The organism is Pseudoxanthomonas sacheonensis (assembly GCF_010093305.1).
Lineage (GTDB): Bacteria > Pseudomonadota > Gammaproteobacteria > Xanthomonadales > Xanthomonadaceae > Pseudoxanthomonas_A > Pseudoxanthomonas_A sacheonensis.
Genome location: NZ_PDWS01000019.1, coordinates 68,694 through 89,636, shown reverse-complemented (window position 1 = coordinate 89,636; position 20,943 = coordinate 68,694). Strand labels below are relative to the sequence as shown.

Below are 20,943 nucleotides of genomic sequence, written 5' to 3'. Positions count from 1 at the left end.
GGTGAGCGAGGCGAACCGCATCTATCACGAAACTCTTAACGCTCGGATACATCAAGTGCTGGTCATTACGCGAACGATGCGGTGCACCGGTGGCTTACCGCACCCTACGCGTGCCGAGCTTAGACCCGATGGAAGTTGCGCAGATTCAAACCATCGGTAACTTCAACCCCATCTCCTTCGCACACTGCTTCGCAATCTCATACCCCGCATCCGCATGCCGCATAACCCCGGTCCCCGGATCGTTCCACAACACCCGCGCAATCCGCTTGTCCGCTTCAGCCGTGCCATCGCAAACGATGACCACCCCCGAGTGCTGCGAATATCCCATCCCCACTCCGCCGCCGTGATGCAATGAGACCCATGTAGCCCCGCCAGCCACATTCAACATCGCATTCAACAACGGCCAATCGCTGACCGCATCGCTGCCATCCTTCATCGCCTCCGTCTCCCGGTTAGGCGAAGCCACGCTGCCGCTATCCAGATGATCGCGCCCGATCACCACCGGTGCGCTCAGTTCCCCGTTGCGCACCATCTCGTTGAACGCCAGCCCCAGCTTGTGGCGCAGGCCCAGGCCCACCCAGCAGATGCGCGCCGGCAGACCCTGGAAACTGATCCGCTCCCGCGCCATGTCCAGCCACCGGTGCAGATGCTCGTCGTCGGGAATCAGCTCCTTCACCTTCGCATCGGTCTTGTAGATGTCTTCCGGATCCCCGCTCAACGCCACCCAGCGGAACGGGCCCACGCCCCGGCAGAACAGCGGCCGCACATAGGCCGGCACGAAACCCGGGAAATCGAACGCGTTCTTGCAGCCCTCATCGAACGCCATCTGCCGGATGTTGTTGCCGTAATCGAACACCGGAATGCCCTGCTTCTCGAATTCCAGCATCGCCTCCACATGCACCCGCATCGACTTCTTGGCCGCGTCGCGCACCTTGTCCGGATTGGTCTTCTGCTCCAGCAGCCAGTGCTCCACCTTCCAGCCGATCGGCAGATAGCCATGCACCGGATCGTGCGCACTGGTCTGGTCGGTCACCGCGTCCGGACGCACGCCCATGCGCACCAGCTGCGGCAGGATTTCCGCCGCGTTGCCCAACAGCGCGATGGACTTGGCCTCGCCCGCCGCCGTGTACGTGCGGATGCGCGCCAGCGCGTCGTCCAGGTCGGTGGCCTGCTCGTCCACGTAGCGCGTGCGCAGGCGCATGTCGATGCTCTTCTGCTGACACTCGATGTTGAGGCTGCAGGCGCCCGCCAGCGTAGCCGCCAGCGGCTGCGCGCCGCCCATGCCGCCCAGGCCGGCGGTGAGGATCCAGCGCCCTTTCAGATTGCCGTCGTAATGCTGGCGGCCCATTTCCACGAAGGTTTCATAGGTGCCCTGCACGATGCCCTGGCTGCCGATGTAGATCCAGCTGCCGGCAGTCATCTGCCCGTACATCATCAAACCCTTCTTATCGAGTTCGTTGAAGTGTTCCCAGGTGGCCCAGTGCGGCACCAGGTTGGAATTGGCGATCAGCACACGCGGCGCATCGGCGTGGGTGGGGAACACGCCGACCGGCTTGCCGGATTGCACCAGCAGGGTCTCGTTGTCTTCCAGATCGCGCAGCGATTGCAGGATGGCGTCGTAGCAGGCCCAGTCGCGCGCGGCGCGGCCGATGCCGCCGTAGACCACCAGCGAAGTCGGGTCTTCGGCCACTTCCGCATCCAGGTTGTTCTGCAGCATCCGGTACGGCGCCTCGCTGAGCCAGGACTTGCAGGTGAGCCGGGAGCCGCGCGGGGCGCGGATGACACGGGAAGGGTCGTGGCGCGGGTCGGTCATGAGGAAATCCAGTTGCAGATGTAACCCCATTATCGGTGGGAGCGCCGTCCCGGCGCGAGCTCTCCCCGCCCGGCAAGGCAAAAGCTCGCGCCGGGACGGCGCTCCCACAGAAATGACGGGTGTCGTGGCAGACTTGGCCCATGCGCCTACCTATCCCGACCCTGCTGATCGCTCTCCTCTCGCTGGTCTTCTGCCTGGACACCGCCGCGACCCAGCCCCAACCGCGCGTGCTGGTGTTCACCAAGACCACCGGCTGGCGGCACGATTCCATTCCCACCGCGATTGCTGCGCTGCAACGGCTGGGCGCGCAGGAAGGCCTGGCGGTGGACCACACTGAAGACGCGGGCGACTTCAACGACAAGAACCTGCAGCGCTACCGTGCCGTGATCTTCGCAAACACCACCGGCGACGTGTTGGACGCGAACCAGCAGGCGGCGATGGAAAGTTTCGTGCGCGCCGGCGGCGGCTACCTGGGCGTGCATTCGGCCGCCGACACCGAATACGACTGGCCGTGGTACGGGCAACTGGTGGGCGCGTGGTTCAAGAGCCACCCGCCGGGGCTGCAGACCACCAAGGTCGTGTTCGAGCACGAGGGCATTCCGACCGCCGTGCCCGCATGGACCGTGACCGACGAGATCTACAACTACCGCAGCAATCCGCGCAGCACCGTGCAGGTAACCGCCACCGTGGACGAACGCGACTACCAGGGCGGCACCATGGGGGCCGACCATCCCATCGCGTGGTGCCACAGCTACGAAGGCGGACGCGCGTGGTATACCGGCCTGGGGCACGAAATCAAGCTGTACGCGGATCCGCAGTTCGAAGCGCAGCTCAAGCGCGGGCTGCGTTATGTGGTGCGGTTTTCGGACGAGTGCTGAGGGGCTGGGAAAGCGACTATCCCAAACTTTCCACCCCGAAACTTGTCATCCTGAGCGTAGCGAGGGATCTGTTTCTCCGCCGCCAAGCAGATCCCTCGCTACGCTCGGGATGACATTACCTTGTGGATGACACTGCTTTAGTGCACCGCCGGATCCAGCCTGCGGATCGCATCGCGCAGGTCGATGGCGCCTGTACGGTCGATATCGTCGCGGTTGTAGGCCCTACCCGCGGCCATGGCGCATTTGCGGCCCTTGCTGTCGGCGCGGATGACCCGCGAACCGGTGTGCTTGAGGCAGTTGCGGTCGGCGATTTCGTCCTTGGCATCGGTCTTGTTCCGATTGACCGGCGTTTCGGCGGGCGCCGCGGCTGCGGCCTGCGGATCTGCGGCAGGATCGACGGCCGCGGCGGGCACAGCGGTCTGAGCGGAAACGGCGAATGCCAGGCACAGCAGCGCTGCGGTAAGAGCGAGACGTTTCATGGAAGATCTCCTGCGCAGTAGGCGCACTGAAAAAGTAGGATGCATGGGTTATACGCGCACGGGCATTTACCGGTCGCAACCCCATCGCCCGCGTTCATAAACGCCTCAGGCCGCGCCGCACGCCTTGCCGCTGCCTGCACGGAACGCCTGCACCGCAGCTTCGTCGGCCGGTTCGGGACGGTTGCCGTCATCGAAGATCACCCGCCACGCGCCGTCGGCTTCCTGCTGCCACACCGATCTGAAACGCCCATGCCGGAACTTGCCCGTGGCCGGGTCCTGATACAGCGCGGGCCCGGTGGAAAAAGCGGTACGGCCGTCGCCGCCCACCACGACCCGGTCCGGATACCACTCCAGCTTGATCGCACTGCCGTCGACGATGCCCTTCCATTCCTCAGCGATCTTTTCGCGGCCGATGCTGGGCTGGCGCTCCACGCCGAATGCCGCCCGGGGATGCAGGTGCTCGGCGAAGGCGGACGCATCGTGATCGGCGACCGACCTGGCGAAACTGAGCTCACGCTGCCAGACCTGGCACTGCGCAGAATCGGCAGCGGGCGCGGTAGACGGCGCTTCCGCGGCCGATGCCAATGGCCAGGCCAAGGCCAGTACGGCGAGGCGGGCGATGCCTGGAATCCGTGTCATGCGGGCTTGTGTCATGCGCGATACTCCCGAGTCTGCCAAGCTTGGCGCATAAGATTCTCACGACGATCGCCTATGCACCCGCCATTCTTCAGGCTTGCGTGGCTGGCCGCTTTGCTGTTGTTGGCGGGCTGCGCCACCACTCCGGCCCGAACCCCCGCAGAGCCCGCACCGCTGCTGCTGATTTCCATCGATGCCCTGCGCGCCGACTATCTGGGCAAGGGCGACACGCCGCATCTGGACCGCCTGGCCCGACAGGGAGTCCGCGCCGAATGGATGAACCCCTCCTACCCGGCCCTGACCTTCCCCAACCATTTCACCCTGGTCACCGGTTTGCGCCCCGACCGTCACGGCGTGGTGCACAACACGATGCGCGAGGAAGGGCTGGGCGATTTCCGGGTGGCCGATCTGGCCGCGGTGGGCGACGGACGCTGGTGGCGTGCCGAACCGATCTGGGTGGGCGCCGAAAAAGCCGGTCTGCCGACCGCGATCTGGGCCTGGCCCGGCAGTGCGGCGGAGATCGACGGTGTGCGCCCTACCCGCTGGAAACCCTACGACGAATCCGTACCCGCCGATCAACGCGCCGACGAGGTGGCCCGCTGGCTGCAAGAACCCGCCGCCACCCGCCCGCGATTCGCCGCGCTGTACCTGGAAATGGTGGATGGCGCCGGCCATGAACACGGACCCAATGCGCCGCAGACGCGCCAGGCCGTGCGCCAGGCCGATGCCGCCGTCGGCCGCCTGCTCGATTCGCTCGCGCGCAAAAGACTTCTGGACCAAGTGAATGTGATCGTGGTGTCCGACCACGGCATGGCGGCGGTGCCGCCTGGCCAGGTGGTGGCGGTGGAGGACATGGTGCCGGTGGAAGACGCGGTTGTTGTCAGCATCGGCCAGTCGGTCGGCATCGCCCCGCGCGCGGGACGCGTGGAAGCGGCGGAAAAGCGCCTGCTCGGCCGCCACAGCCACTACCAGTGCTGGCGCAAAAGCGAACTGCCTGCGCGCTGGCATTACGGCCGCAATGTGCGCGTACCGCCGATCGTATGCCAGATGGACGAAGGCTGGGACGCCATTCCGGCAGCCGGTATGGCCAAACGCGCACTCGCCGGCACACGCGGCTCGCATGGCTACGACCCCGCGCTTGCCTCGATGCGCGCGACTTTCATCGCGCATGGGCCGGCGTTCCGCAAAGGCGTGGTGATCGATGCTTTCGACAATGTGGACGTGTATCCGCTGATGGCCAGATTGCTGGACATACCAGCGCGCGAGAACGACGGCGATATCGCGCCGTTGCTGCCTGCGCTGGAAGCGGACAAATAGAATTTCCGGATATCGGTCCGGTAATCGTCCTCAGTCCGTTCGTGGTGAGCTTGTCGAACCACGCTCTTGGCGGCTGTTTTCCGTTGCTGAAAAACTCTGCGAAAAGCGTGGTTCGACAAGCTCACCACGAACGGATTAGAAGAGCTCACCACAAACGGATTTTTCACACGGATTTGATACCCGTTTCGTGCCCTCAGCATTGATGTCCGAAAACGGCGAGTCCGACCCGCAAACCGGTGCTAACCTGCCCCCATGGAAAGCAACGGCGCCTTTACCGCACTGGATCCCCGCGTCTGCGAACAGGCGCGTTTGAGTCGCGATGCGCGTTTCGACGGGCTGTTTTTCGTTGCGGTGAAAAGCACCCGCATCTATTGCCGGCCCATGTGTCCGGCGCCCTCCCCCAAACCCATCAACATCACCTATTACGGCAATGCGGCCGCAGCCGAGGCGGCCGGTTATCGCCCCTGCCTGCGCTGCCGCCCGGAACTGGCGCCCGGCGACGGCGCATGGCGGCGCGGCGACGAAGCCGTGGCGCGCGCGTTGAAGTTGATCGACCAGGGCCTACTGGCGGAACAACCGTTGTCGGCGTTGGCCGAACGCGTGGGGCTGGGCGAGCGCCAATTACGCAGACTGTTCACCGACCGCTTGGGCGCCGCGCCGATCGGCGTGCACGGCACACGCAGACTGTTGTTCGCCAAGCAACTGCTCACCGAAACCAACCTGCCCATCACCGAGGTCGCGCTGGCTTCCGGCTTCGGCAGCCTGCGGCGATTCAACGCCACTTTCCTGGAAGCCTACCGGATGGCGCCGCGCGATCTGCGCCGTCAGACCGTGATCTCGCAGGAAGGCACGCTGGTGCTGCGATTGGGCTACCGGCCGCCTTACGACTTCACCGCGATGCTGGATTTCCTGCGCGGACGCGCCTTGCCCGGCGTGGAATCTGTGGACGATCTGGCCTACGCGCGCGTGATCGGTCCGGCCAGTGCGCCGGGGTGGTTGCGTGTGAGCGCATGGCCGAACAGCGAACACGCCTTGAAGCTGGAGTTGCATGGCGTTGCACCGACGCGGCTGTTGGATATCGTCAACCGGCTGCGGCGCATGTTCGACCTGGATGCGGATCCGCACGCCATCGCCGCCGCGCTTTCGCACGATGCGCGTCTGCGGCCCTTGCTCAAGAAACGCCCGGGCCTGCGTTTGCCCAGCGGCTGGGACGGTTTCGAAATCGCCATGCGCGCCATCATCGGCCAGCAGGTCAGCGTGGCTGCGGCGCGTACGTTCACAGCAAGGCTGGCGCAGGAATTCGGCGAAACCATGGCCGAGGGTTTCGCACCCGGCTTGCGCCACCTTTTTCCCACGCCCGAAGCGCTGGCCGATGCCGACCTCACCCGCATCGGCCTGACCCGCACGCGCGCCGACACCGTACGCACCGTGGCCCGCGCGGTGCTGGATGGGCGCGTGGATTTCCGCAGCGAACGCATGCTGGACGACTTCCTGGCACGCTGGGTCGCGCTGCCAGGGATCGGACCATGGACCGCGAACTACATCGCCATGCGCGCGCTGGGGCACCCGGATGCGTTTCCCGCCGACGATCTGGTTCTGCAAAAGGCGGTGCCGACAGACGGATCGCGCATGACCGCCAAGGCGCTGACCGCGCGAGCCGAATCGTGGCGGCCATGGCGGGCGTATGCGGTGATCCAGGTGTGGAAGGATTCGATGGGCGCGAAATCATCCATCAAGGAGCCGAAAGCTCAGAAAAATAAAACCGTCATTACCGCGAAGGCGGGAACCCAGTGATTTTGCTTGTTGCTGGTGATTTACCGTGGCGCGAAGAGCTAAAGTCGCTGGGTTCCCGCCTTCGCGGGAATGACGATATCTTCTATTGCGCTGGAGTTTTCTTACTGCGCGAGAATCGAGCACCTGAAAAATGATCCACTACCAGTACCTGGAAAGCCCCGTTGACCCGCTACTGCTCGCAGCCGATGAGCACGGCTTGCGGTTGATCGAGTTCCATACCCCGCGGCATCCGATGTCACGCCTTGCGGACTGGAGCGAAGGCAGCAACGCGATTCTGGAAGCGACGCGCAAACAGTTGGAAGAGTATTTCTCCGGGACACGCCAGCAGTTCGACCTCCCGCTAGCGCCGCAAGGCACACCCTTCCAGCAGGAGGTGTGGCACACGCTGGCGACGATTCCCTACGGCCAGACCATCAGCTATGCGCAGCTCGCACAACGCGTCGGCAAGCCCACGGCGATGCGCGCAGTCGGCGCGGCCAACGGCCGCAATCCCCTGCCGATCGTACTGCCTTGCCATCGCGTGATCGGCGCCGATGGATCGCTGACCGGCTTCGGCGGCGGTTTGCCGACCAAGCAGTTCCTGCTGGAACTGGAAGGCGCGCTGGCGCGTGCCGACGACCTGTTCGCACATCAGCGCGTAGGAGCGGCGTAGGAGCGACGTGAGTCGCGAGCACATACCGTTGCTTTCGGTCGCGACTCACGTCGCTCCTACGTCGCTCCTACGAGCCTACATGCCGCGGAAGCGTTGCTGGAATGCGGCGCTGACCGGTAGCGCTTCGCCACGGCCCTTCAGGGTCAAGACATGGCGGCCGAATTCGTCCTTGCGCACGCGGTCGATGGCCTTTACCCGCACCACCACGCCGCGATGCACCTGCCAGAACTCATCCGGATCCAGTCCGGCCAGCAATTCCTTCAGCGAAGTGCGGATGATGGATTCGTCCTGGGCGGTGACCACTCGCACGTACTTGTCCTGCGCCTGGAAAAGCAGGACTTCATCGATGCCGATCATGCGCACGCTGTCGCCGATGCTGGCGGCGATCCAACGGATCAGCTTGTCCCCGGCCGGGCGCAGGCGCGCTTCCAGTCGCTCCACGACCGCTTGCAGATCGTTCGCAGGCGCCTGCTGCAATCGTTCGCGCAGGCGTTCGACGGCCTGCGCCAGCCGCGCCGGTTGCACGGGCTTGAGCAGATAATCGGCAGCGCCGGCTTCGAACGCACGGATGGCGTAGTCGTCGTAGGCGGTGGTGAACACCACCAGTCCGCCGTTCTCCACCACCGCCATGGCCACATCCAGGCCGCTGACGCCGGGCATGCGGATATCCAGGAACGCCACCGAAGGCTTGTGCATGGCGACCGCATCGAGCGCCGACAGCCCGTCCTCGCAGACCGCGACGATTTCCAATTCCGGCCAGGCTTCCGACAGTTGTCCCTGCAGTGCGATCCGTTGCGGCGCTTCGTCTTCTGCAATCAGAGCGGTGACGGGTTTCATGCGGACTGTCCCTTCATGTGCTGTGTTCCATCGGTATGCTTATCTCCGCGCTCACTCCTGCGCCGGGCAACGGATGCAGGTTGAAGCTTGCGCGCCCACCGAAGCGGCTTGCCAGCTGTTCGCGCACATTGACCAGACCCATGCCGCTACCCAGTCCTGGTTGCAGGCCTACTCCATCGTCGACAACCCGCACCAGCAGCCTGCCCTCATGCAGGGAGGCGAGAATATGCACGCGTCCGGGCCCGGGCTTGGGTTCGATGCCGTGTTTGATCGCGTTCTCCACCAGGGTGATCAGGATGGACGGCGGGAATGCCGCAGTGCGCAACGCAGGATCGGCTTCCACCGCGTAGCTCAGTCTTCCGCCCATGCGTACCTGCATCAAGGCCAGATAGCTGTGGCAAAGATCCAATTGCTGCCCCAGCGTGGAATGCAGTTTCGATTCGCCATCGCGCAGCTTGGGAATGCTGGCGCGCAGGAAATCCACCAGCGCGTCCAATGTGTTTTCCGCCTGCGCCGGATCCTGACGCACCAGCGCACGCACCGAAGCCAGCGTGTTGAACAGGAAGTGCGGCTCCACCTGGGCCTGCAATACGCCCAGGCGCAGGTCGGCGTCGCGCGCCTCCACCTGCGCCGCAGCCAGCTGTTGCCTGCTGTTGTGCCGATCCCAGCGCTGTCGTTCGCTGAAGTAGGCACGCAGCGACAAACCGCCGCCGAACAAGCCGTACACCACGATCAGCACCGCCAGATTCATGGCCAGACCGACAGCCTTGGCCAGCGCTCCCATCTGCGGAACCGAGCCCATCCCTCTTGCCGCCGTCCAGGGGCGTATCAGTTGTTCGACATAGCCCGAAGCGAGCCGGTCGACGAAGAAACTGATCAGCATGCCCAGCAACACGGCAATGACCACGGCTTTGCGTTCGCGTGACACCGGCCAGCGCCGGTGCCTGACCCAGGTAGCCAAGGCCGGGCCCATCGTCGCCATCAGAATGAAGGCGACCCACTCGGTCAGGCCTATCCGCACGCCGACCCACCAGTCCTGCATCGCCAGTCCGGTTCCGGTGCCGATCACCACAGCGACGAACAGAAGGATCGCCGCGAATACCGCACTGCGTCCCAGCAGCCAGCGCGTACTGAAGACAGGGTAGCGGCGATAGCGGCTCCACACTGCATTGCCGCCGACCAGCACATCGGAAGGCAGCGCGTCGCTCAAGGGATAGTCCTGCCGTGGGCCGATCACTTGCGCTCACCGCGCAGCTTCTGGCCGCCCTGCAGCAGAGTCAGCGCGATCACTTTGCCGGACGCATCGCGTTCGAACTGGATCTCCGCGGCCACGATATCGGCTACGAACACATCCGCTTTCACCGCGCTCACTTCTATCGCCTGCTGGCCGGTGCCTTGAACGAAAAGCCTGCCGTCTTTTTCCATCACGGTCAGACCGAAGCCCGATGTCAGTGGATATTCGCCGGCGTATTCGCGCAATTTTCCGGCCGGCAGCGCGATCTTCGGCGCCGTCGCCACGCCATCCACGCGCTGTGCCGCCATCGCCCCGCCCATCTGCATCCAGGTGAAGCCGTAACCGCTGCTGGTGCGCCCCGGGCGCAGCAACGCGTCGAAATCCAATGGGTAGAAATCGCCCGCATCGTCATAGGCCATCGTGTAGGCGGGCTGCCCTTCGGCCTGGATCACCAGCGCACCGTCCCTGCGGCTGAGCTTCATCTTCTTGGCGCCGACCCGATAGTCGCCGACCAGTCCCTCCAGTAAATCGGCCGGCGGTTTGACCGCCTTGCGCGGCTTGCCCAGCGGGAAGCTCTCATCGACCAGGTGCAGGCCGAGCGTGCCCAGGCTGCCGAGCGAGTTCCAGGTGGTGTCGGACAGGATCACCACGCCGCGCTGCCTGGCAACGTCGAATGCGACGAAGGACGAGAATCCGCCCGTGCCGCCTTCGTGCACGTGCACTGTCCGCCCCGCCACCGGCATCAGCATCCAGTTCATCGCCATGGGCGGCGTCTTCGACACTTCCTGCTGGCTGAGCTTGAGCGCGGGCGTTATCGAAACCGCAGGTTTACCGAGTTCGCCCTGTACGTAGTCGACCATGTCGTCGAGCGTGGCGCGTACGCCGCCGACACCGGCAAGATTGGTACTGAAATTCCAGGCCGGCACCGCCTTGCCGTTGGGCGAATGCCCTTGCGCCGCGCGCACGCCAGCCGGCAACTGCCTGATGTAGGCGTCATCCATCTTCAAAGGCGCAAACAGGCGCTGGCGGATCAGCGTTTCGTAATCCTCCCCTGCGCGGCGTGCGACCGCATAGGACAGCACCATGGAGGCGAAGTTGGAATATTCGAACTTCGTTCCCGGCGCGGCGGAGAGCGTGGCATCGCCGAGCGAGGCCAGCAGCGCCTCCTCGGTCAGGTTGACGTAGGGATCGTTCATGTCCGTTGCGCCAAGCCGTGCCGGTAGCGCCGGCAGACCGGAGGTGTGGGTGACCACATGGCGCAGCAGGATTTTCTTGCCTTCGAACACAGGCACCTTGGTGCCTGTCGGCAGATAGTCGGCCAGGGGATCGTCCAGCGAAGCCTTGCCCTGCCCGATCAGGTCGGCGAGCAGTGCGGCGGTCATGGTCTTGCTGACCGAGCCGATCTCGAAGGCGCTCTTGGCGTCGATGCGCGCGACATCCTTGTCGTCGGCACAGGCGAAGGTGCGGGCGACGGCATCTTTCTCGATGACCGCCACCGCCATGCAGGCGCCGGTGCGGTCGCCATGCAGACGCTGGTTGACGACTTCGCGCAGTTCGGTATCGGTCATCGCATGGGCGTTGGCGGCGGCCAGAGCGAGAGCCAGGGTGGCGAAACGGAGTTTCATGGCGTTCTCCCTATTCAAGAGCCTGCACGATTCCGGATTTTCCCGGAGGCCGCCCGGACTTGCGACGAACCCCGACCGCCAGACGACGGAACCCGCGATCGGTGGAGTAAGCCAGGCTCAGTCCGCTAACAGGCCGGCCACGGCTTGCCGGTAACCCTGCGCGATGGCATCGCGCTCCAGGTGGCGGCGGTCGGCGACCACTCGCCGACCGCCGACATGCACTTCGCGTACCGCTGGGCGATTGCCGCTGAATATCCAGCGATCGATGACATCGTCCGCATGCGCTCCGGCGAAGATCGGCGCATCGGCTTCCAGCACCACAAAATCTTGCGCTACGTCCTGGCCTGTCGCCTGCGGCGCACTGGCCAGCGCGCCGCGCAACAACGTTTCGCCGACACTGCTGGAGTTGGCACTGCTGGAGCCGGCGCTTACCGCGATGTTGCGATGGCGGGTGACCAGGCGCTGGCCGTATTCCAGCCAGCGCAGTTCTTCCACCGGCGATACCGAAATATGCGAATCCGAACCGATGCCCCAGGCGCCGCCCGCATCCAGATAGGCGCGCAACGGAAACAGGCCATCGCCCAGGTTGGCTTCGGTGGTCGGGCAGATCGCCACGGTGGCGCCGCTGGCGGCGAGCTGCTTGGTCTCCACCGGGGTCAGGTGGGTGGCGTGCACCAGGGTCCAGCGCGAATCGACCTCGAAGTTCTGCTGCAGCCATTCGACCGGCCGCGCGCCGCGCAGCGAAAGACAGTCCTGCACCTCGCCGACCTGTTCGGCGATATGGATGTGCAAGGGCGCATCCGCTGGCAATGCCGCCAGCACTTCGCGCATGGCCGCTTCGGGCACCGCGCGCAGACTGTGGAACGCGCAACCGATGCGCAGCAGCCCGCTTTGCTCGGCGCGCAGGGTCTGCAGCAAACGCAGGAACCCCTCGACATCGTGACCGAAGCGCTGCTGGCGCGCGGACAAGGCGCGGCCGTCGAAGCCGCCGGTCATGTACAGCACCGGCAGCAAGGTCATGCGGATGCCGGTATCGCGCGCTGCGGCGATCAGCGCGCGCGACATCGCCGCAGGGTCCGCGTAGGGTTTTCCATCCGGCGCATGGTGCAGGTAATGGAACTCGCACACGGTGGTGTAACCGGCCTCCAGCATCTCGGCATACAGCTGGGCGGCGACCGCATAAGTGCTGTCCGGATCCATGCGCGCGGCGAACCGGTACATGGTTTCGCGCCAGGTCCAGAAGCTGTCCTCGGGATGGGTCTGGCGTTCGGCCAGTCCGGCCATCGCGCGCTGGAACGCATGCGAATGCAGATTGGGGATACCCGGAACGCGCCAGCGGCCCTGCGGGGTTTGCGACAACAGTGCCGACGGACTGGCTGGCGGTGCGGACATGCGGATTCCCGATTGCCGGAAGGCGGATTGCGTTAGGCTAACGCGTCGCCGCTTCCCTGACACCTATGGAACTGTTTCTGATCGCATTGCTGGTCGTGCTGGCATTCGCCTGGCTGCTCGCTCGCTCGCGCCGTCCCAGCCAGCGTTCCGACGGCGGCGGCGATAGCGGCTATGACGGCGACTCCGGCAGCGCGTGCGATTCCAGCGACGGCGGCTGCGGCGATGGAGGCGGCAGTGGGGATTGATACGGGGCAAGGTGCGCGCTGGGACGGTCTGATTCTCGGAACGGATCTGGTGACGCTGGAGGGAGACGGCGGCTACGGCGCGATAGAGGATGGCGCTCTGGCATGGAGCGACGGCGTGCTGCGGTTCGTCGGCCGTGCTGCCGATCTGCCGGCCCAACCCGAACGTTGCGCGCGGGAAGTGATCCGCGCTTCCGGCGGTTGCATCACCCCCGGCCTGGTCGATTGCCACACCCACGCGGTGTTCGCCGGCGACCGCGCCGGCGAGTTCGAGCAGCGCCTGCGCGGCGTCAGCTACGAGCAGATCGCCCGCGATGGCGGCGGCATAGTTTCCAGCGTACGCGCCACGCGGGAAGCGAGCGAAGAGGAACTGTTCGTCCAGTCTCTGCCGCGCGCGAGCGCCTTGCGCGGCGACGGCGTGACCACGCTGGAGATCAAGTCCGGCTACGGTCTGGACTTCGACAACGAACGCAAGATGCTGCGCGTGGCGCGACGCATCGGCGACGAACTGGGAATTACCGTGCGCACCACCTTCCTGGGCGCGCATGCGCTGCCGCCCGAGTTCGCGGGGCGTGCGGACGACTACATCGCTGCGGTCTGCGAATGGCTGCCTCGCCTGCATGGCGAGGGGCTGGTGGATGCGGTGGACGCCTTCTGCGAGCGCATAGGCTTCACGCTTGCGCAGACGCGGCGCGTGTTCGAAACGGCGCGGGCGCTGGGCCTGCCGGTCAAGCTGCATGCCGATCAGCTGAGCGATGGCGAAGGTGCGGCGCTGGTGGCCGAATTCGGCGGGCTTTCCGCCGACCATGTCGAGCACACCTCCGAAGCCGGCGTGCGTGCGATGGCAGCCGCCGGCACCGTGGCGGTGTTGCTTCCGGGCGCGTTCCACTGCCTGCGCGAGACCGTGCTGCCTCCGCTCGATCTGTTCCGCCAGCACGGCGTGCCGATGGCCGTGGCCACCGACTGCAATCCCGGCACCTCGCCATTGCAGTCGTTGCGGCTGGCGATGTCGCTGGCCTGCACCCATTTCCGGCTGACGCCCGAAGAAGCCCTGCGTGGGGCCACGCTCAACGCAGCCCGCGCGCTGGGCTTGCGGGACCGCGGAACGCTGCAGGTAGGCATGCGCGCGGATTTCGCGCACTGGAACATCCGCCAACCGGCCGAACTCGCCTACTGGCTTGGCGGCGATCCGCTCATGGCCGCCTACGCGGCAGGAAACCGGCTTTAGCGGCGCACCATTTTGTAGAGCCGAGCTTGCTCGGCTGCTTTTGATCTTGCACGAAGAGCAGCCGAGCAAGCTCGGCTCTACAAAGTGAAGAGAATCGCCGTGCCGCCGACACAAACGAAAACGCGACGCCAGGCGTCGCGTTTTGCGCATCGCGGCAGTGAGCCGATCAGCCGGCTTTGGCCACCGTCTTCTTGGCAACGGCCTTCTTCGCCGGCGCCGCCGCCTTGGTCACGGTCTTCTTCGCGACAGGCGCGGCCGGGCCGACGGCGACTTTGGAAACGTGCGTGCGTGCGTTGCCGTAGCTAGCGATATTGCGCTTGCCCTTGGCGGTCCTGCGATCACCTTTGCCCATGGTTTGCTCCTGTATTCAGCTGTAGCGCCTTGCGCGCGAGGCCGCAAAGCCTATCACGCAGGCCTCAATGAGCACAGCTGGCATCGTGAATGTGCCAGTGGTTCAGGCGCAGATTGATGATATGCGCCAGCCCCACCAGCGTACCGCCCAGGGTCATGACGATGGCGTGCACCACCACCTGATGGTGCAGCGGCGGATAGTAGGCGCCGGCCCAAAGCACCGCCAGACCGATCAGCAGCAGGGTGAGCGCGCGGAAAGCGCGATGGCGGCGATAGCCCCAGAGCAGGCTGAACAGGCCCAGCACGGTCACGAACAGCACGAAACCGCGCTCGAAACCGTCGCCCAGCCACGCCGATATCCCCAGCGACGGAATCGCCGCCAGTAAAAGCGGGGTCAGGGCGCAATGCACGGCGCAGATCATCGAGCCGGTGGCGCCGAAACGGTCTAGCAGGCTGCGGAAGCGGGAATCCATGGGCATCAGTATGACTTTCGGGAGGGGTCGTTTTCCAATGTTGGTATATTATAACATTCGTCAACCCTCCCCTCCACTTCCCGGAATAACCCCCCCGATGAATCCCAGCCCCGCGCATTCCCGCCACAGGCTAGCCATTGCCCTGGCATTGGCCCTTTCCCCCGCCCTGGCTTGGGCCGCCGGCGCCGATAGCACGGAGGCGACCGCCGCCGACGTCCCGCCCACCGATACCCGCCATACCGATGGCGAGCCCAGCGACCGTCACGTCAAGGACCTGGACAGCGTGGTGGTGACCGCCAGCCCCCTGCGCGATGCCGCCGACGCCCTGAGCAAGCCCGCCGAGGTGCTGACCGGCGAGCGCCTGGACGAAAGCCGCGCCGCCAGCCTGGGCGAGACCATCTCCAGCCTGCCGGGCGTGCAGAGCTCCAACTTCGGCCCGGGCGTCGGCCGGCCGATCCTGCGCGGATTGGACGGCCCGCGCGTTGCAGTACTGAGTAATGGTTTGTCCAGCCAGGACGTGTCCACCGTCAGCCAGGACCACTCGCCGGCCGTGGAAGCCTTCCTGGCCGACCAGATCGAGGTGTTGAAGGGCCCCTCCACCCTGCTCTACGGCAGCGGCGCCATCGGCGGCATCGTCAACGTGGTCGACGGGCGGATTCCCGAAGCGGCCATCGACGGCGGCTTCAGCGGCCGCGCCGAAGTGCGTTTCGACAGCGTCAACGAAGGCAACACCGACCTGGTGCGCGTCGACGGCGGCAACGACCGCTTCGCCCTGCACGCCGATGCGGTGTACCGCAACAACAAGGACTACGACACGCCGGACGGCAAGCAGGCCAATACCTTCATCGACACCAAGACCGGCGCGGTCGGCGGTTCGTTGCTGGGCGACTGGGGCTTCATCGGCGTGTCGGCTTCGCGTTTCGAAGACGATTACGGCAATCCGGGCGAGCCTGGCGACCTGGCCGCCGGCGAACGCGGCGTCTGGCTGAAACTGCGCCAGAACCGCTACGACCTCAAGGGCGGCCTGACCGATCCCTGGGGCGAAGGCAGCAGCCTGCGCTACAGCTTCGGCCATACCGACTACAACCACATCGAGTTCGAAGGCGAGGAAGTCGGCACCACCTTCACCAAGAACGCCAACGAAGGCCGCGTGGAAGCCGCGTTCGCGGAAATGTCGGGATGGAAAACCGCCGTCGGCATACAGGGCGGCAAGTCGACCTTCGCCGCGATCGGCGAGGAATCCTTCGTCCCGGAGACCAGTACCCGCTCGCTGGGCGTGTTCGGCGTGGCCCGCAAGAACTGGAACGATTTCCAGCTTGATCTCGGCGCGCGCCTCGACAGTATCGAGGCCGATCCGGTCAACGGCACCGCCCGCGATTTCAAACCGCTGAGCCTGTCGCTGGCGGGCGGCTGGCGGCTCAACGAACAATGGCGCGTGACCGCCAATCTGGACCATGCCGAACGCGCGCCGGCCGAGGAAGAATTGTTCTCCGACGGTCCGCACCTGGCGACGCTGGCCTATGAAATCGGCGATGCGAACCTGGGCAAGGAAAAAGCGAACCAGTTGGAATTCGGCCTGCAGTACCAGTCCGACTTCATGGACGCCAAGGCTTCGGTCTACTACAACCGTTTCGACGATTTCATCTATCTGGTCGATACCGGCGAGGAAACCGAATTCGAGGAGGGCGAATTCCTGCCGATCCGCCAATGGAGCCAGGCCGATGCGCGCTTCCATGGCTTCGAGGGGGAAGCCACTTTCCACCTGGCCAACAACGACAACGGCACCTGGGACCTGCGCGTGTATGGCGATACGGTGCGCGGAACGCTGGCGGCGGGCGGCAACCTGCCGCGCATCGCGCCTTCGCGGTTCGGCGCGCAGCTGCGTTGGGAACGCGAAGGCTGGCGCGCGTCGCTGGGTGCGGTGCGCTACGACAAGCAGGACAAGGTGGCTGTCAACGAAACCCCGACTGCGGGCTACACGCTGGTCGACGCGCATGTCGCCTACCACCACGACCAGGGCGACACCGCATGGGAGCTGTTCGTGGACGGCAGCAACCTGACCGGCGAAACCGCGCGCGTGCACACTTCCTTCCTGAAGGATTCGGTGGTGCTGCCGGACCGCAATTTCTCGACGGGCATCCGGGTGTTCTTCTGACGGCCTTGCCGTAACCGGCAAAGGCGGCTGGCCAAAAGGACCAGCCGCCTTTTTGTTGACAGAATAGGTGCATATGCACTTAAATGGCCGAATCGTACTGTCGGCGCACCGCATGCCCTCTCCTTCCGAAAGCGTCTGCACTTGTTTCCGCCTGCGCCGCGCCGCACGGCAGGTGTCCCAGATCTACGATCGCGAGCTCGCGGCGGTAGGCCTCAGCCTCAACGAATATTCCATCCTGCGCCATACCGAACGTGGCGGTCATTGTTTGCTGGGCGAACTGGCCGATTCGCTGGGCATGGAACGCACCACGCTGACCCGCAACCTCAAGCCGCTGCTGGAAGCGGGCTGGTTGAAAGAAGCGCGTGGCGAAGACGCGCGGCAACGGCTGATTTCCGTCACCGCCAGCGGGCGCAAGCGCATCGCCAACGCGAAACCGCATTGGCTGCGCGCGCAGCGGCGCATCGAAGCCAGCTACGGCATCGCCAGGACCGACCGTCTGCGCGCGGACCTGGACCTGCTGGACATCGCATTGCGCCATGAATCGGGGATCGCCGCATGAGCATCGCTACCAACGGACGCGCCGCGCCGGCGATGCACTGGGGACTGCTGCTGACTGCGGCGGCCATGCTGATGATCACCATGGGCGCGCGCCAGACCACCGGCCTGTTCGTGCAGCCCATCCACCAATCCACTGGCGTGGGTATCGCCGCGATCAGTTTCGCGCTGGCGATCGGACAGTTCGTATGGGGCGCGGTGCAGCCGGTGTTCGGCGCCATCGCCGACAAACAGGGTTCGACGCGCATCCTGGTCGCCGGCGGCATCCTGCTTGCCCTGGGCATGGCGCTGACGCCTTTCATGTCTTCGCAGTGGGGACTGATGTTCACCCTTGGGCTGTTGACCGCGGCCGGCGCGGGCGCGGGCAGTTTCTCCATCCTGATCGGCGCTACCGCTTCGCGGCTGGCGCCGGAGAAGCGTTCGTTCGCAGCCGGTTTCATCAATGCCGGAGGATCGCTGGGGCAGTTCGTATTCGCGCCGCTGGTGCAGTTGGCGATCAGCGCTGCGGGTTGGGGCGTGGCGATGTTCGGACTGGCCGCCGCTTCGCTGCTGACCCTGCCGTTGGCCTGGCCGCTGCGGCGCAGACCTGCGACCGCGGCAATAACCGGCGCCAGCGCGGTCGCCGCACCGCCGGCGGAAATCACCTTGCGCGAACAGCTGCGCATCTCCTTGCGCGACCGCAGTTACTGGATGCTGCACCTGGGCTTCTTCACCTGCGGTTTCCACATCGCGTTCCTGGTCACGCATCTGCCGGGCGAGATCGCGCTTTGCGGTCTGAAACCGGGCGTCGCTGGCGCTTCGATCGCTTTGATCGGCCTGTTCAACGTGTTGGGCAGCCTGGCCGCCGGCGCACTGGGCCAGCGCTACCGGATGAAACTGATACTGGCGGCGATGTATGCGAGCCGCGGGGTGATGATCGCGGTCTACCTGCTGTCTCCGCCCACGCCGATGACCTTCTATATCTTCGCCGCCGCGCTGGGTTTCACCTGGCTGGCGACGGTGCCGCCGACGGCGGGCTTGATCGGTAAATTGTTCGGCCCGCGCTACCTGGGCACGCTGTTCGGCCTGACTCTGCTGTCGCACCAGGTCGGCGGATTCTTCGGCGCATGGCTGGGCGGCGTGGCAATGGAGACCTTCGGCGACTACACCTGGATGTGGTACGCGGACATCGCGTTGGCGTTGATCGCGGCGGCGGCGAACCTGCCCATCCGCGAAAAGTCGCCGCGCCTGCAAGCCGCTACCGTGGCGTAATTGCGTCGTAGGAGCGACGTGAGTCGCGAATATTCATATTTATGGTTTCGCGACTCACGTCGCTCCTACGCGCCCCTATGGCTTACCGATCAGGCGGCGCAGCGCGCGCAGAGGCCGTGCACTTCCAGGGTCTGCGCCTGCGGCTGGAAGCCGAGCGCCTTGGCGCGGGCTTCCAGTTGCGTGACCACTTCGCGGTCTTCCAGCTCCACCGCGCTATGGCAACGGTCGCAGATCAGGAACGGCACCGAATGCTGATCGCTGTTGGGGTGGTGGCAGGCCACGAACGCATTCACCGATTCCAGCTTGTGGACGAAGCCGTTGGCCATCAGGAAATCCAAAGCGCGGTACACCGTGGGAGGCGCATCGGCACCCACTCCCTTCTTTTCGCGTACCAGTTCCAGCAGTTCGTAGGCCTTGACCGGCTTGCCGGCGTCGGCGATCAGCGAAAGTACGCGCGAGCGGATCGGGGTCAGCCGCAACCCGCGTTCCTGGCACGCATGCTCCACCGCCGCGACGAAGCCGTGGGCGTCGTCGACGTGGTGCTTGGGATCGGTGCAGGAGTGCTTCTGGGCCATAGTCGAGTGAGGATTATGAATCCGCAGGTATCTTGATAAGCGCTGCGTCGATGCGTTTCAAGGCCTGCTCGCGTCCGGCCAGGTACACGGTCTGGGAAATATCCGGGCTGACCTGGGTACCGGTGATGGCCACGCGCAGCGGCTGGGCCACCTTGCCCATGCCCAGACCCAGCGCGGCGGCCGTATCGTGGAGCGCCGCGGAAACCGATTCGACGGTCCATTCCACCGCATTGGCCAGATGGTCGCGGGCGGCGGCCAACGGCGCTGAAGCCGCGGTGTTCAGGTGCTTGGCGACTGCGGCTTCGTCGTAATTCTCAAGCGGCAGGTACCAGACTGCGGCACGCTCGGCCATTTCCTTCAGCGTCTGCACGCGGTCGCGCAGGGCGATGACGACATCGGCGGGCGCGGGTCCGTTGGCGGGCTCCAGCCCCAGCTTGCGCAGCTGGTACTCCAGCTGCGGCGCGATGGCGGCTGGATCGTCGCTCTTGAGATAGTGCTGGTTGACCCAGCCCAGCTTGTCCATGTCCAGGCGCGCGGCCTTGGAATTGACGTCTTCCACCGAGAACAGCTGGATCAGTTCCTCACGCGTGAACAGCTCCTGGTCGCCGTGCGACCAGCCCAGCCGCGCCAGGTAATTGATCAGCGCATGCGGCAGGTAGCCGGCGTCCTTGTACTGCATCACGTCGGCCGCGCCGGTGCGCTTGGACAGCTTGGCGCCTTCCGGGTCCAGGATCATCGGCATGTGCGAGAACAGCGGCACCGGCACGCCCAGCGCTTCGTAGATGTTGATCTGGCGCGGGGTGTTGTTGATGTGGTCGTCGCCACGGATCACGTCGGTGATGCCCATGTCGATGTCGTCCACCACCACCGCGAAGTTGTAGGTGGGATAGCCATCGGAACGGAAGATCACCAGGTCGTCCAGCTCGCTGTTGCTTATCTCGATGCGGCCCTTGATGCGGTCCTCGAACACCACGCTGCCGGTTTGCGGGTTCTTGAAACGGATCACGCGGTTGGGATCGTCGCGGTGCGGCAGGTTCAGTTCGCGCGCGCGGCCGTCGTAGCGCGGCTTGTCGCCCGCGGCCTGGGCGGCGTTGCGGATGGCTTCCAGCTCTTCCTTGGTCTCGTAGGCGTAGTAGGCCTTGCCGTCGGCGACCAGTTGCTCGGCCACTTCGCGGTAGCGGTCCAGGCGCTGGGTCTGGTAGATCGGGCCTTCGTCGTAGTCCAGCCCCAGCCACTCCATCGCCTCCAGAATGGCGTCGATGGCGCCCTGGGTGCTGCGCTCGCGGTCGGTGTCCTCGATGCGCAGGATGAAGTCGCCACCGCGGTGGCGCGCCTCCAGCCAGCAGTACAGCGCGGTGCGCGCGCCGCCGATGTGCAGGTAACCGGTGGGGCTGGGGGCGAAACGGGTACGGCAGGTCATTTGAGGTCCAATAAAGCGGAATCCGGCAATTTTACC

At 65.3% G+C, this 20,943-nt stretch carries 20 protein-coding genes; 9 read left to right on the top strand and 11 right to left on the bottom strand.

Annotation, left to right across the window (positions count from 1 at the left end; translation table 11 throughout):
* Positions 1–145: 145 nt before the first annotated feature.
* Positions 146–1,813 carry a urocanate hydratase gene (gene hutU, locus CSC73_RS15240; protein WP_163841869.1) on the bottom strand — a complete coding sequence of 556 codons (1,668 nt, stop codon included), beginning with the start codon at positions 1,811–1,813 and terminating at the stop codon, positions 146–148.
* A 140-nt stretch (positions 1,814–1,953) separates the two neighbouring features.
* On the opposite strand from hutU, the gene CSC73_RS15235 reads away from it, so the two are divergent.
* Entirely contained in the window at positions 1,954–2,691 is a 738-nt protein-coding gene (locus CSC73_RS15235; RefSeq protein ID WP_163841866.1) for a ThuA domain-containing protein, read from the top strand.
* 137 nt (positions 2,692–2,828) lie between these two features.
* Here the strand turns inward: CSC73_RS15235 and CSC73_RS15230 are convergent, their stop codons facing one another.
* Together CSC73_RS15230 and CSC73_RS15225 are read right to left on the bottom strand one after the other, a co-directional pair.
* Entirely contained in the window at positions 2,829–3,170 is a 342-nt protein-coding gene (locus CSC73_RS15230; RefSeq protein WP_163841863.1) for a hypothetical protein, read from the bottom strand.
* Between the two features lie 105 nt (positions 3,171–3,275).
* Complete coding sequence (locus tag CSC73_RS15225; protein WP_163841860.1) at positions 3,276–3,824, bottom strand: YybH family protein; 549 nt, start codon at positions 3,822–3,824, stop codon at positions 3,276–3,278.
* A gap of 57 nt (positions 3,825–3,881) precedes the next feature.
* Between CSC73_RS15225 and CSC73_RS15220 the strand changes: the two genes are divergently transcribed.
* The 3 genes from CSC73_RS15220 (at position 3,882) to CSC73_RS15210 (ending at position 7,569) form a co-directional block, all read left to right on the top strand.
* On the top strand, positions 3,882–5,123 hold the full coding sequence (locus CSC73_RS15220; protein ID WP_163841858.1) for an alkaline phosphatase family protein: 1,242 nt from the start codon (positions 3,882–3,884) through the stop codon (positions 5,121–5,123).
* 252 nt (positions 5,124–5,375) lie between these two features.
* Entirely contained in the window at positions 5,376–6,917 is a 1,542-nt protein-coding gene (locus tag CSC73_RS15215) for a DNA-3-methyladenine glycosylase 2 family protein (RefSeq protein WP_163841856.1), read from the top strand.
* A gap of 130 nt (positions 6,918–7,047) precedes the next feature.
* Positions 7,048–7,569 (top strand): methylated-DNA--[protein]-cysteine S-methyltransferase, encoded by a 522-nt coding sequence (locus CSC73_RS15210; protein ID WP_163841853.1) that lies wholly within the window; start codon positions 7,048–7,050, stop codon positions 7,567–7,569.
* Positions 7,570–7,644: 75 nt separating this feature from the next.
* On the opposite strand, the gene CSC73_RS15205 is transcribed toward CSC73_RS15210, so the two are convergent.
* The 4 genes from CSC73_RS15205 to CSC73_RS15190 all read right to left on the bottom strand — a co-directional run bounded on the left by CSC73_RS15205 (position 7,645) and on the right by CSC73_RS15190 (position 12,657).
* Complete coding sequence (locus CSC73_RS15205; protein WP_163841849.1) at positions 7,645–8,406, bottom strand: LytR/AlgR family response regulator transcription factor; 762 nt, start codon at positions 8,404–8,406, stop codon at positions 7,645–7,647.
* A gap of 13 nt (positions 8,407–8,419) precedes the next feature.
* Positions 8,420–9,616, bottom strand: a complete 1,197-nt coding sequence (locus tag CSC73_RS18580; protein WP_281352956.1) for a sensor histidine kinase — start codon at positions 9,614–9,616, stop codon at positions 8,420–8,422.
* 23 nt (positions 9,617–9,639) lie between these two features.
* Entirely contained in the window at positions 9,640–11,265 is a 1,626-nt protein-coding gene (locus tag CSC73_RS15195; RefSeq protein WP_163841846.1) for a serine hydrolase, read from the bottom strand.
* Positions 11,266–11,382: 117 nt separating this feature from the next.
* The gene (locus tag CSC73_RS15190) at positions 11,383–12,657 is read right to left on the bottom strand and encodes a formimidoylglutamate deiminase (protein ID WP_163841843.1); all 1,275 of its coding nucleotides are present in this window, start codon (positions 12,655–12,657) and stop codon (positions 11,383–11,385) included.
* 65 nt (positions 12,658–12,722) lie between these two features.
* On the opposite strand from CSC73_RS15190, the gene CSC73_RS15185 reads away from it, so the two are divergent.
* Positions 12,723–12,902, top strand: a complete 180-nt coding sequence (locus tag CSC73_RS15185) for a hypothetical protein (RefSeq protein ID WP_163841840.1) — start codon at positions 12,723–12,725, stop codon at positions 12,900–12,902.
* Entirely contained in the window at positions 12,892–14,127 is a 1,236-nt protein-coding gene (gene hutI / locus CSC73_RS15180) for an imidazolonepropionase (RefSeq protein WP_246197539.1), read from the top strand. Before CSC73_RS15185 ends, hutI begins: the two co-directional genes overlap by 11 nt.
* Positions 14,128–14,293: 166 nt before the next feature.
* On the opposite strand, the gene CSC73_RS15175 is transcribed toward hutI, so the two are convergent.
* Together CSC73_RS15175 and CSC73_RS15170 are read right to left on the bottom strand one after the other, a co-directional pair.
* On the bottom strand, positions 14,294–14,479 hold the full coding sequence (locus CSC73_RS15175; RefSeq protein ID WP_163841833.1) for a 30S ribosomal protein THX: 186 nt from the start codon (positions 14,477–14,479) through the stop codon (positions 14,294–14,296).
* Positions 14,480–14,543: 64 nt separating this feature from the next.
* Positions 14,544–14,957: a MerC domain-containing protein gene (locus CSC73_RS15170; protein ID WP_093290015.1), complete on the bottom strand. Its 414-nt coding sequence runs from the start codon at positions 14,955–14,957 to the stop codon at positions 14,544–14,546.
* A gap of 91 nt (positions 14,958–15,048) precedes the next feature.
* On the opposite strand from CSC73_RS15170, the gene CSC73_RS15165 reads away from it, so the two are divergent.
* The 3 genes from CSC73_RS15165 (at position 15,049) to CSC73_RS15155 (ending at position 18,912) form a co-directional block, all read left to right on the top strand.
* Entirely contained in the window at positions 15,049–17,106 is a 2,058-nt protein-coding gene (locus CSC73_RS15165; protein ID WP_163841830.1) for a TonB-dependent receptor, read from the top strand.
* Positions 17,107–17,218: 112 nt separating this feature from the next.
* A complete protein-coding gene (locus tag CSC73_RS15160; protein WP_163841828.1) occupies positions 17,219–17,665 on the top strand; it encodes a MarR family winged helix-turn-helix transcriptional regulator in 447 nt (148 codons plus the stop codon).
* The gene (locus tag CSC73_RS15155; protein WP_246197538.1) at positions 17,662–18,912 is read left to right on the top strand and encodes an MFS transporter; all 1,251 of its coding nucleotides are present in this window, start codon (positions 17,662–17,664) and stop codon (positions 18,910–18,912) included. Before CSC73_RS15160 ends, CSC73_RS15155 begins: the two co-directional genes overlap by 4 nt.
* 89 nt (positions 18,913–19,001) lie before the next feature.
* Here CSC73_RS15155 and CSC73_RS15150 read toward each other — a convergent pair whose 3' ends face one another.
* Positions 19,002–19,487, bottom strand: a complete 486-nt coding sequence (locus CSC73_RS15150; protein WP_163841825.1) for a Fur family transcriptional regulator — start codon at positions 19,485–19,487, stop codon at positions 19,002–19,004.
* Positions 19,488–19,500: 13 nt separating this feature from the next.
* Positions 19,501–20,907, bottom strand: coding sequence for a glutamate--tRNA ligase (gene gltX / locus CSC73_RS15145; protein WP_163841822.1), 1,407 nt, complete (start codon positions 20,905–20,907; stop codon positions 19,501–19,503).
* Positions 20,908–20,943 lie beyond the last annotated feature (36 nt).